At 35.8% G+C, this 12,761-nt stretch carries 10 protein-coding genes; 6 read left to right on the top strand and 4 right to left on the bottom strand.

All coding sequences use genetic code 11. The features are described from left to right. Positions 1–192: 192 nt before the first annotated feature. The gene (gene hutH, locus HWX04_RS07000) at positions 193–1,731 is read right to left on the bottom strand and encodes a histidine ammonia-lyase (protein WP_175869435.1); all 1,539 of its coding nucleotides are present in this window, start codon (positions 1,729–1,731) and stop codon (positions 193–195) included. Between the two features lie 742 nt (positions 1,732–2,473). On the opposite strand from hutH, the gene HWX04_RS06995 reads away from it, so the two are divergent. The 4 genes from HWX04_RS06995 (at position 2,474) to parE (ending at position 6,959) form a co-directional block, all read left to right on the top strand. Next, positions 2,474–3,100 carry a LemA family protein gene (locus HWX04_RS06995; RefSeq protein ID WP_175869434.1) on the top strand — a complete coding sequence of 209 codons (627 nt, stop codon included), beginning with the start codon at positions 2,474–2,476 and terminating at the stop codon, positions 3,098–3,100. Continuing rightward, complete coding sequence (locus HWX04_RS06990) at positions 3,100–3,951, top strand: TPM domain-containing protein (protein WP_175869433.1); 852 nt, start codon at positions 3,100–3,102, stop codon at positions 3,949–3,951. Before HWX04_RS06995 ends, HWX04_RS06990 begins: the two co-directional genes overlap by 1 nt. Positions 3,952–4,072: 121 nt before the next feature. Continuing rightward, positions 4,073–4,810: a lipoyl(octanoyl) transferase LipB gene (gene lipB / locus HWX04_RS06985; protein ID WP_175869432.1), complete on the top strand. Its 738-nt coding sequence runs from the start codon at positions 4,073–4,075 to the stop codon at positions 4,808–4,810. An 82-nt stretch (positions 4,811–4,892) separates the two neighbouring features. After that, positions 4,893–6,959 (top strand): DNA topoisomerase IV subunit B, encoded by a 2,067-nt coding sequence (gene parE, locus HWX04_RS06980; RefSeq protein WP_175869431.1) that lies wholly within the window; start codon positions 4,893–4,895, stop codon positions 6,957–6,959. Positions 6,960–6,978: 19 nt separating this feature from the next. Here parE and recJ read toward each other — a convergent pair whose 3' ends face one another. Further along, a complete protein-coding gene (gene recJ, locus HWX04_RS06975) occupies positions 6,979–8,763 on the bottom strand; it encodes a single-stranded-DNA-specific exonuclease RecJ (RefSeq protein ID WP_175869430.1) in 1,785 nt (594 codons plus the stop codon). A 295-nt stretch (positions 8,764–9,058) separates the two neighbouring features. On the opposite strand from recJ, the gene rplM reads away from it, so the two are divergent. Together rplM and rpsI are read left to right on the top strand one after the other, a co-directional pair. After that, positions 9,059–9,523: a 50S ribosomal protein L13 gene (rplM, locus tag HWX04_RS06970; protein ID WP_175869429.1), complete on the top strand. Its 465-nt coding sequence runs from the start codon at positions 9,059–9,061 to the stop codon at positions 9,521–9,523. Positions 9,524–9,525: 2 nt separating this feature from the next. Continuing rightward, entirely contained in the window at positions 9,526–10,011 is a 486-nt protein-coding gene (gene rpsI / locus HWX04_RS06965; RefSeq protein WP_175869428.1) for a 30S ribosomal protein S9, read from the top strand. A 314-nt stretch (positions 10,012–10,325) separates the two neighbouring features. Here the strand turns inward: rpsI and HWX04_RS06960 are convergent, their stop codons facing one another. Both HWX04_RS06960 and HWX04_RS06955 read right to left on the bottom strand, forming a co-directional pair. Next, the gene (locus tag HWX04_RS06960) at positions 10,326–10,691 is read right to left on the bottom strand and encodes a response regulator (RefSeq protein WP_175869427.1); all 366 of its coding nucleotides are present in this window, start codon (positions 10,689–10,691) and stop codon (positions 10,326–10,328) included. Positions 10,692–11,206: 515 nt separating this feature from the next. Next, positions 11,207–11,569 (bottom strand): hypothetical protein, encoded by a 363-nt coding sequence (locus tag HWX04_RS06955; protein WP_175869426.1) that lies wholly within the window; start codon positions 11,567–11,569, stop codon positions 11,207–11,209. Positions 11,570–12,761: the final 1,192 nt, after the last annotated feature.

The raw sequence follows: 12,761 nt of genomic DNA, 5'->3' as shown, positions 1-12,761 counted from the left end.
TGATATAATTCATAGTATATCATAAAATAATAATATTAAAGAGCTAATTAAATAGCAAGCCAATACATAAGATCCAACAAATGAGAAAATATTTAATTAATTATTATGAAGATATATCAGCTTTTCCCTAATTCTTGCATAAAGAGACCTAATTAATTAGGTCTCTTTATTCTCTTAAACTCCAAATAAATATTATTTAGGTTCTAGTGGAGGAAAAATTGTTTCTGGTAAAACAGATAATAAGTTCCCTTCACGTACAAGTATATGTACTTGATGAAGCTCTGGAGCCATATAGCGATCTTCCTTAAGAGAAGCAATATTTTTGCGTAAATATTCCATAACAGACTGCAAAAGAGTACTTGTTTTTAAAGGTGCACGATATTCAATTCCTTGTGCTGCAATAAGCGTTTCAATACCAATAATTGTAAAAAGGTTTTCGCTCATTACCAATAACCGACGAGCACCATGGCAAGCCATTGAAACATGATCTTCTTGATTGGCTGAAGTTGGTGTTGAATCAACGGAAGCAGGATGAGCCATTTGCTTATTTTCAGACATCAAAGCTGCTGCTGTTACTTCAGCAATCATAAAACCTGAATTAAGACCTGCATTGTGCGCTAAAAAAGCAGGAAGACCATAAGAAACTGCTGGATCAACCATAAGAGCAATACGCCGTTGAGAAATAGATCCTATTTCACATAAAGCAAGAGCAATATGATCAGCAGCAAACGCTACAGGCTCAGCATGAAAATTGCCACCTGATACAACCTCACCATTCCTTAAAATCAACGGATTATCTGTCACAGCATTTGCTTCAATGATTAGCGTTTTTGCTGCTGCTAGCAAAATATCAAAACATGCGCCCATAACCTGTGGCTGACAACGTATACAATAAGGATCTTGTACACGCTCATCCCCCCGTAAATGTGCTACACGAATTTCTGAATCCTTTACAAGCTCTTCTAATGTTTTCGATACAACAATCTGCCCATAATGACCTCGTAAAATATGGATATCAGGATGAAATGGCGCCGTTGATCCCATAATAGCATCTGTCGTTAAAGCCCCTGCCAACAAACCACCACAAGCAGCCCGATAAGCTCGAAAAAGACCTGCAAGTGCAAGTGCTGTTGATGTTTGTGTCCCATTAATAAGGGCTAGGCCTTCCTTTGCCTCTAAAACAATAGGCGACAATCCCGCTTTTTCTAAAGCAAGCGCTCCACTCATACGAATATTTTGAAAAAACGCTTCTCCTTCTCCCATCATAACAGCCGCCATATGAGCAAGAGGTGCAAGATCACCTGAAGCGCCAACAGATCCTTTTTCTGGGATGACAGGAATAACGCCCTTTGCAAGCATATTTTCCAGCAAATTTACCAACTCTAGACGAACCCCCGAAGCCCCTCTTCCCAAAGAGATAAGCTTTAAGCTCATCATCAAACGCACAATATTTTCAGGTAGAGGATCTCCTACCCCACAACAATGAGACAAAATAAGGTTTCTCTGTAAAATAGTGACTTTGTCCGCATCAATTTTAATAGAAGCCAACTTCCCAAAACCAGTATTAATACCGTACACAGGCTCACTTCCGGCAACAATGTCAGCAATGCGCTGCGCTCCTTTTTCGATAGCTAAATGCGTGTCATTATGAAGCTTACTGATTGCACCATCAAAATAAATAGCTTCAAGTTCTCTAAGTGTTACCTCACCCGGTTTTAGTATAATCGTCATAATTTTCTTTCTTTTTTAATTAAAGCATAATTCCTTAACATTATTGATCCTTCTATAAAACAAAAAAGGATATAATCACTTTTTAAACGAAAATGCTTTTTCAAAAGCCATGCCTTAGGATAAAGATAGCGTGATATTGAGCCTCATTCCTTAAAAAATTAACAATCCCCCCTCTAATGCAATGCCTATCCCAGCCACTTACATCACGATGGACAAAAGCTTTTTCTTCTTTAAAAGAAGAAGTATGGTCTTCAATAAGGTGAGAGGTTAGCAAGAACGATAGCGATCTTAATCGTCAGCTAATCTGTCAAACTTTTCACTTTGCGGTTAAACATTTTGCAACTTAAGACTTTCCCCCTTTTTCACAATTGTTGATATCCATAATTTAAAAGCCTTTTTTATCCAATAGGTTAAGCATGACTTCTAAAGGAGGAAAAATGGATACATCCTCTCCTTAATCTATCAGATTGATATCTACATTCTTCTTACTCAATTGTTATCTTCTACGTTCTGAAACAAAATCCTACGAAAATATATAATTTTCTGTAAAAATAATTGATCTTTCACAAGATGGTATCTACACTCTCACTATTATTTTCATATTAACAGGACACTTAAGTGTGCTAAAAACACAGAGATATATCAGTTTGTTGATAATAATAGCTGTTTATAAAATTCAAAATACTTTCCACTAAGAAGATAAACCCTATATAATACATAAAATATCTGTGGAGACATCTTTATGTTAAATGTACAAACTTCTTCAATGTTTAAAATATTAAAACAATTTTCGATCATTGTTTTTTTGGCAGGGCTAATACCATTTTTAAGTGGCTGCGGATTTAATACGATACCAACAAATGAAGAAAAAGCACACGCAGCATGGAGTGAAGTGCTCAATCAATATCAACGCCGTACAGATCTCATCCCCAATCTTGTAGAAACAGTTAAAGCTTACGCAGCCCATGAACAAAGCGTTTTTACAAATATAATCGAAGCACGTGCTAAAGCAACACAAGTCAACATTAATGCAGATATGTTGAATAATCCGGAAGTTATGCAGCAATATCTCAAAAATCAAGCCAATTTATCAAGTGCGCTTTCGCGGCTTATGGCAATTGTCGAAAACTATCCGGATCTTAAAGCAAACCAAAACTTTCTTGCTCTTCAATCACAACTAGAAGGAACTGAAAACCGTATCTCCATTGCGCGCCGCGATTATATCGAAACAGTTCGTGCCTACAATACTGCACTCAAAACAATGCCAACAATGATTTGGGCAAAATTATGGTTTCGTGATGCTAAACCTATGCCAACTTTTACTATCGATACGGATAGCCAACAAACACCAAAGGTTAATTTTAATTAATGAAACCATTTCAGCACTCTATAAAACGTCGTTTTTTTCTACGTTTATGGGTTCCTTTGAGCATTTTATACTTAATCATTGCATTGGGGAATGTCACTTACGCACGTACTCAATTTCCTCCTTTAACTGGCTATATCAACGATATGGCTCATTTACTTGATCATGAAACAAAGAGAAATTTAACGGAAAAGCTCGCGAAACTTGAAGAAAAAACGGGAGATCAAATTGTTCTTGTAACGCTGTCTACTCTTTCGGGTAATGATATAGAGACATACAGCAATTCTCTTTTTCGCACATGGAAGTTAGGTCAAAAACAGATCAATAACGGTGTATTAATCGTCATTGCACCCAATGAGCGTGCAGCACGTATTGAGGTAGGCTACGGTCTGGAGGGTGAACTAACAGATGCCATTTCCTCTGTCATCATTAATAGCTTCATGATTCCTAATTTTCGTGAAGGAAATTATCAAAAAGGAATTATCGAAGCAATTCATGCAATTATCAAAGTGATCACACAAAGCGATGCTGATTTTTCTTTTCGAATCAAACAAAAAGCTAAAGCTATTGAAGAACAACGTAAACAAGCTGAAAAAGAAGAAATGATTATAAATACAATCATGTTTCTCATTCTCTTTATAGTAGTTGGTCTGCCCATTCTTGCTATGATTTTTGGGAAGAAAGTAGGTCCACGAAAGTATCTTTGGATGGGTATTATCTTCACCCCTTGGTTTTTAAATTTAAATGCGAGTGGTAGAGGCTCTGGTGGAATCTTTGGTGGACATTCAGGAGGAGGAGGATTCAGAGGAGGTGGAGGATCATCAGGTGGTGGTGGTGCAACAGGAAGATGGTAAAAGAAGCGGAATGATTTTTTTATAAAACTCATTGCACTTCTTATAAATTCTCTTTTAATCTTACGCTTTTATTGTTTTTCTAATGACAATACTAACTCAAACATCAAGATAAATATTGCCAATGACATTTGAATTGAAACATAGGGATCGTAGTCACTTATCACATCATTTTAATGCTATTCTAGGAAATCCACCCGTTGAATGGAAAATAAGTGATCATTTAGTTGAGTATCCTGAAGCGCTGCGTTATATGCAGGAACGTGTAGAAAAAATTCTTGCAAAAACTGCACATGAGCAGGTTTGGCTTCTTGAACACCCTTCCCTTTATACATCGGGGACGAGTGCAGATAAAAAGGATCTTTTAGCGCCTCATTTATTCCCTGTTTATGAAGCAGGACGTGGTGGTGAATTTACCTATCACGGTCCAGGACAGCGTATTGCTTATATTATGCTTGATCTTAAACGCCGAAAACAAGACATTCGTGCTTTCATTAGTGCGTTAGAAGAGTGGATCATACAAATGCTTGCAAACTTTAATATTAAAGGTGAACGCAGAGAAGATCGCATTGGTGTCTGGGTTAAAAAGTCTCATTGCCTATCAAAACAAAATGATCTTTCTTCCGAAGATAAAATTGCGGCGATTGGTATTCGAGTGCGTAAATGGATAAGTTTTCATGGCGTTTCTATTAATGTTAATCCTAATTTAGCCCATTATTCAGGAATTGTACCTTGTGGCATTACAAACCATGGTGTAACGAGCTTTTTTGATCTAGGGTGCCCTGTAACAATGCATAATATTGATATTGCTCTCAAACAAGCTTTTGAACAAATTTTTGGTCCAACAATTGATGTTTCCTAACTGCATTGATTTTTAAATAAAAAACAGGCATAAAATTTATTTTAACAAATATTTTATTTTATGAGGTGGATAGTTAAACGCTATGAGCGATAATAACAAAGATCTTTTTAGTGTTTTAAATAAAACCCAATCTTGGGTAAATACAAAAGAAAGCACTTTACAATCTCCAATCAAATCAAAAGCGATGATTTCAAAAAAAAGTGCAAAAAATACACAAGAAGACGACTATAATGCCCTCTCTATTCGAGTGCTTGAAGGGTTAGAGCCTGTACGTTTACGCCCTGGAATGTATATTGGTGGAACAGACAGTAAAGCACTTCATCATTTATTTGCCGAAATTATTGATAATGCGATGGATGAAGCTGTTGCTGGTTATGCAGACTCTATTGAAGTCTCATTAGATAGGAACGGTTATATAACCGTTACAGATAATGGACGCGGTATTCCTGTCGAAAATCATCCTCAAATACCTGACAAATCGACTCTTGAAGTTATTATGACACAACTCCACTCAGGTGGGAAATTTGATGGAAAAGCTTATCAAACTGCAGGCGGGCTTCATGGAGTGGGGATTTCTGTCGTTAATGCTCTTTCTGATGATATGGAAGTTGAAGTTGCACGAGAACGAAAACTTTACCGCCAACGTTTCTCACGCGGTATTCCTCAATCTGGATTGGAAGATTTGGGAGATGTTTATAATCGTCGTGGTACGCGCGTTCGTTTTCATCCTGATCATGAAATTTTCGGTGAAAAAGCAGCTTTTGATCCAGAAAAAATCTATAAGATGGCATGTTCCAAAGCCTATCTTTTTGGCGGCGTAAAAATTCGCTGGACTTGTGATCCGATCATACTTGAAGGCTTAAAAAATATTCCTGAAAAAGCTGTTTTTCATTTCCCCAATGGGCTTAAAGACTATTTACTCGCGTCATTAAAAGATGAATATCGCGTAACATCAGAAATTTTTTCTGGCAAAACGCACCAAAATAATGGCCATGGCTGTGTTGAATGGGCCATCGCTTGGCATGGCGGTGATGCCCATGTGCAATCTTACTGCAATACTATTCCTACAGGAGAAGGGGGAACACACGAAATAGGATTACGTCAAGCTCTTTTGCGAGGCTTAAAATCTTACGCTGAGTTAATAGGAAACAAGCGCGCAGCGATCATTACATCAGACGATATTATGATTTCAACGGCAGCGATACTTTCAATTTTCATCAAAAATCCTGAATTTGTTGGACAAACAAAAGATCGATTAGCCACAATTGAAGCGCAACGTATTGTTGAGAATGCAATCCGCGATCCTTTTGATCATTGGTTAGCAAATTCCCCCCAAGAAGCAACAAAACTTCTTGATTGGGTTATTGAACGTGCTGAAGAACGTGTTAAACGACGCCAAGATAGAGAAATAAGTCGAAAAACAGCTGTCCGTAAATTACGTCTGCCCGGTAAACTTGCAGATTGTAGCCAAAACCATGCTGCTGGTGCTGAATTATTCATTGTTGAAGGGGATTCTGCAGGGGGATCGGCTAAACAAGCAAGAAATAGAGCAAATCAAGCAATTTTACCTCTTCGTGGCAAAATCTTAAATGTTGCCAGTGCAGCCCATGAAAAAATGAACTCAAGCCAAACAATTAGCGATCTTATCCTTGCTCTTGGATGTGGAACACGCTCGAAATATCGTGAAAAAGATCTTAGATATGAACGTATTATCATCATGACAGATGCAGATGTTGATGGTGCTCATATTGCGTCACTGCTTATTACCTTCTTTTTTCAAGAAATGCCTGAGCTTATTCATCAGGGACACTTATATCTCGCCGTCCCTCCCCTTTATAGAATATCGCAAAGCGGAAAAGTTGCTTATGCACGCGATGACATCCATAAGGATGAATTACTCAAAACTGAATTTACGGGAAAAGCAAAAATTGAAATTGGTCGTTTTAAAGGGCTGGGTGAGATGCGTGCAGAACAACTTAAAGAAACGACGATGCATCCTCAAAAACGTACATTGCTTCGTGTTTCTATTGATGCCGTGAAAATACAAGAAACGAAAAAGACTGTAGAAAGTCTCATGGGGACAAAACCAGAAGCACGATTTCGTTTCATACAAGAAAATTCTGCTTTTGCTTCTAATCTAGATATTTAATGTAAAAAAAATATCTCTTTCAAACCACTGCTGCTGCATCAATCACGCGCAGTTGCGGATTGATCGTTCCATTCCAATAATTCAAACTGAGATGCCCCGCTAAATGAATCATTTCACCAATATTTCTCGAGAGAAAATCACCAAGCGCTGTCCCTACAGCACGAAAAGCTATTCCTTGCAGTTTTTTGCCTTCCACATTAGATACAATGAGGCGAAGATGTCCTTTACCAACTTCAGATAGATTTATTAATCGATGAGAGGGAAGAACAAAAACAGGTGTTGCATTCCCTGTTCCAAAAGGCCCTGCCTTTTCAAGCAATTCAAATAGTGCTTGACTGACACCAGAAGCAGAAAGAGAACCATCTATACGAAGAGACTTTTTTGCATGCAATTGTGCAACCATTACAGAAACTTTTTCTTCTAGCCATTTTCGAAAAATTTCAATTTTTGTTGATTGAATTGTAATTCCTGCCGCCATACTATGTCCCCCTCCTTTTTCTAATAAATTGAGTGTAACAGCCTCACGAACGAGTGCTCCTAAATCTATGCCATTAATTGAGCGTCCTGACCCTACGCCATTTCCATCTTCTTTCAAAGCAATAGCAAAAACAGGACAAAAAAAACGCTCTTTCAAGCGCGATGCAAGAATACCAATAATTCCCGGATGCCATTCTATATGAGAAATGACAAGTGATAAGGGTGTTTTTTGATCTTGATAAAGAGAAGCAATATAGGATTCTGCCTGCGCTAATTGAATGTTCTCCATTTCTTGGCGTTCTTGATTAAGATAATCTAATTGTTCTGCTATTCTATCGGCTTCATCTTTATTCTCACAGCTAAGCAAACGTGCTCCCAAAGCTTGATCACCAATGCGCCCTCCTGCATTAATTCTAGGACCTAACAAAAAACCTAAATGAAAACTATTAAGTGGCTCCCCTATCCGTGCAACCTTTGTTAAAGCTGCTATCCCAGGATTATGCATGAAACGTGCAACTTGAAGTCCTTTAATCACAAAAGCACGATTAACACCCTGTAATGGAACAACATCACATATGGTTGCCAAGGCAACAAGATCAAGCATACTAAGAAGATCTGGTAGTTTTCCTGCAAATTTCTTCTTTCGCAACAAATGATGAACCCAAGCTAACGTAACAAAGACCACACCCGCTGCACATAAATGCTCCTGTTTAGAAAAATCATCAGGGCGATTAGGATTAACAAGAGCAACAGCTTCTTGATGAACCTCTGACATTTGATGATGATCTAAAATCACAACATCAGCACCCGCAAGTCTCGCCGCTTTTACAGCATCTGGACTATTTGCACCACAATCAACGGTGATAATCAAATGTGCGCCCTGTTGTACTAACATTCTCATTGCTGATTCGTTAGGGCCATATCCTTCAACAATACGATCAGGAATATAAATTTTGACGTCAATCCCAAAATAACGAAAAAAACGTGCTATGAGTGCTGATGAACAAGCACCATCCACATCATAATCACCAAAAACTGCAACCTGTTCTTGATTGAGAAGAGCCTTAACAATACGCTCTGCAGCACATTGCATATCAACAAAACTTTCTGGATCAGGCATGAGCGTGCGTAATGTTGGATTGATAAAAGAAACAGCTTCAGATTCATCGACATCTCTTGCCGAGAGAACACGAGCTAATTGATCTGGAAAACCAAATTTTTGAGAAATAGCGCGTGCATTATTGATCCCTTGAACATCAAGAGTATCTAACCACGCCTGACCACAAGCAGAAGATTCAACATTGAGAAAATAACGGGACCGCTGCATTGTTGCTTATTCTATAATGAAGGTGAATAAAATACAATCACCCTTGAAAGATAAAATAGTCTTTTGCCATATTCATTCTCAGTAATAATGTATATACGCACCCCTCTATATGCGGTATCATAATACCTCTCTGATAACATGCTGTTTTATAAAGTTTTTATTTTCTCTTGACGTCAATCAAAAGACATTATATCAGAGCAGATAATACGCGTTAATATTTCGCTGTGATAACAATTTTCAACGCAAACAATGAAAATGCCCTCGTGTTACAAGGGCTTTGATAAAGGATACTTCTATGGCAACTTTTTCACAAAAGCCAACTGAAGTGGTGAAAAAATGGGTTATTATTGACGCAGAAAACCTTGTTTTAGGTCGTCTTGCCACATTTGTTGCGAACCGCTTGCGTGGTAAACATAAAGCTACATTTACGCCACATGTTGATGATGGTGACAATGTTATAGTGATCAATGCAGATAAAATATCTCTCACCGGTAAAAAATATACAGATAAAAAATATTATTGGCATACCGGTTATATTGGTGGAATTAAACAACGTACAGCGCGTCAGCTTCTTGAAGGACGTTTTCCCGAACGCGTTGTTGAAAAAGCTGTAGAGCGTATGATTCCTCGTGGGCCTCTTGGTCGTCGTCAATTGAAGAATCTTCGTGTTTATGCTGGAAGCCAACATCCGCATGAAGCACAACAGCCCGAATCTCTTGACGTTGGTGCTTTAAACCGCAAAAACAAAAGGATTGCTTGATTATGGCTGAAATTAATTCTCTTGCTGAGCTTAGCACAGTAACAAATACTGCAGAAGCTCATGAAAATGTCGCTCTCATCCATGTACAAAAGCTTGATGCGCAGGGACGTGCCTATGCAACAGGAAAACGTAAAGACGCTGTTGCTCGCGTATGGATCAAACTTGGTTCTGGAAAAATTATCATTAACAACAAGGAATTTGACCAATATTTTGCGCGTCCTGTTCTGAGAATGATTCTTCGCCAACCAATTGTTGCAACAAATAGGGATACCCAATTTGATATTATTGCAACCGTTGCAGGTGGTGGTCTTTCTGGACAAGCTGGTGCAGTACGCCATGGTATTTCCAAAGCTTTAACCTATTACGAACCAGAACTTCGCCCAATTTTGAAAAAAGGGGGATTTCTTACCCGCGATAGCCGTGTGGTTGAACGTAAAAAATACGGTAAAGCAAAAGCGCGTCGTTCTTTCCAGTTTTCAAAACGTTAATTTCAATTTTTGTGCAATATATAGGGCCCCGTTTTTATCGGGGCTTTTTTACTCTGTTAAAATAAACTTTTAGATGAATGTAGGAAAAAACCTATATCGATTAGAAAAAAACAAGAGTGCCAAACAACCGCTTCTCTTATGACAAAAACGAAGAAACATAGCTCTCAAAAAAATCAAAATTTCATTTTAATTTTTAAAGTTTTCTTTGGTAACTTAAATATACCCACCTGCAAAAACACAAAAATATTTGCACTATAACTTTAACGATCTCATAAGCTTTTCAACGTCTTTTTCTGTCGTCTCTTAACAAAGTTTCAGTCCACAAAATGCTTTACCATTGTAATAAAATGAGGGACAGAAATAGGCTTTGACATATATTCTTCACATCCACTTGCACGAATTCGTTCTTCATCCCCTTTCATAGCAAAGGCTGTTACAGCAACAACAGGAATTGATCTCAGCTCCTCATCTTCTTTTAATTGTTTAATAACATCTATTCCAGAGACCTCCGGTAACTGAATATCCACAAGAATAAGAGATGGCATCGATGAACGCGCCAAATCTAATGCCATAAGACCATTACGTGTTTCAACGGTTTCATAGCCACTCGCTTCTACAAGATCACGAAATAATTTCATATTAAGCTCATTATCTTCCACGATCATGACTTTTTTTGCCATTCGTATAACTCCACCCTTCTAGATAAAATAGAGAAATAGAAATGAATCTATATCCTCTTTGTTTAGGATAAAATGATAAAAAAAATTGTAAACCACAAAGAAACTCAAAGCTTCCAATAAAAACATTTTTGCAAATATTTTTAAGACGCATCACTATACTTTTTCAGTTTATCAGACTGAAATTCACAATAACCATAAGATTGTATGACCCTATATTTTTTGAATGGATACGCAAAGCTTATGGATATCTCAATGAAAGCATATGCATTTCATCATAGAAAAAATATCAATTATAAACTTAGTACAAAGAAGAGAAAAAATTTAAGTAACCTTCAAAAGCAACTAATTATTTAATAATTTAATGCGTTCTATACACTCATCTAGAAAATAATATCTTAATGATATAAAAGGATAAATTTATCAATACCATTAAAAGTAAAAAATACATAAACCGTGATGTTTAATCACGGCTTATTTAATATAAAACATTTAATAACAGAATAATTCAAAGTTCATCAGGGATTAAGAGCCCATGCACTATGCGCCATAGCATCGAACGTTTTTCCACTTGTCCCTCTTTTAGCACTCGGCGGATTTCTAGTAAAGAAATATACAAAATATGCGATTAAACCAAAAAACGCTGTCTCCATCCCCAGTAAAGCCACAACTTTTTGGACATTTTTCTCAGCACTTTGTTCTCCAAATTGGCTCATAATCATATTAACAGCTTTAGTAACCCCATTTTCTTGTGTCATTACAGAAATGAAACCAGTATTCTGAAATCCACCATTTAAAGAATTGGCATTAACACAAAAAACCTGTGAAAAGAAAATAGCAATTGCAATAATATACAATATACAATGTTTAAATATTTTCATTATAACCACCTATATAATACTTAAAAAATAAATTTTATTTACTTTATTACTAAACAAAAAACACATCATCTATCGACAATATCTATTCACATTCTGATAAAAAGAATATAATATAAAATCTTAATTAAGAACTTTATTTTAATAATCGTTTTATATTATATAATATTTATAATTAATACAATACATGCTTATTTAATATTGTCAATTATTTAATTTGTATTTTTACATTATGCAGTTAAGCAATAAAAATATAGTTATTATATTGTTTTTATTATAAATTTAGCTTTAAAACAACATATAAAAATATTACGATATAAAAAATATTAATTTGTTGTTTTTTTGTTACACATAATGTTTTTTAGGTTTAACATAAAAATATAAATATTTTATTCAAATATTATAACACAATAATTTTTTTCTTATTATAGATTAAAAAAGCTAAATAAAATAAGACAGGAGAGAAGACATTGATAAATCTGCTAACTTTAATCCATAAAACCATTAAACATTTCAACAATTTTACGGCTATTCGTTTCTACAGAAACGCAGAATAACTTCTGTTAACCTTATCTTCCACAATCATGGCTTTCTAACATTAATATAACTTTACACTTTTAAGATAAAATAGATAATGAATACATATTCTCTCTCTACCCAAGACAAGACAAAATGATAAAAATGTAAACTATAAAAAACTCAGTAAAACCTAATAAAAATATTTTTTCATAAACATTTGTAATGTTCAGAATTATATTTCTTCAGTTTATAAAAATGTAAACCATCATAGCCGTAAAATTGTTATCGTATATTTTTGGGTGGATATGCAAAATTCGTGGATATGCAATGAATCCATATTTTTATCATAGAAAAGCTATCGATCACAAAAATTAATTCAAATGCGCATTTTGAAAAAGAAAAAACTTAGGTAACTTTGATACGCATAGATTTTTTGATTTGTAAGCAATCCTTAGTTTATATGCCCAATCAAAAATTTGTACTTATGTTATCTCAAACGCTTTTGTTATACATCAATACAAGCTATGCAATAACAAATCAAAAAAGAGTTACCTATGTAATTTAAAACAAAACTTTAGAATGGATTACACTCGCTATTAATTTATTGTTAAATACAAAAGAAGTAACAACACTGGAAAAAAACTTATTATAAATAATATATCATTGAAAACCATCC

Source organism: Bartonella gabonensis (assembly GCF_903679515.1).
Lineage (GTDB): Bacteria > Pseudomonadota > Alphaproteobacteria > Rhizobiales > Rhizobiaceae > Bartonella > Bartonella gabonensis.
The sequence above is the reverse complement of the archived record's forward strand: the minus strand, read 5'-3'. Positions and strand labels throughout refer to the sequence as shown.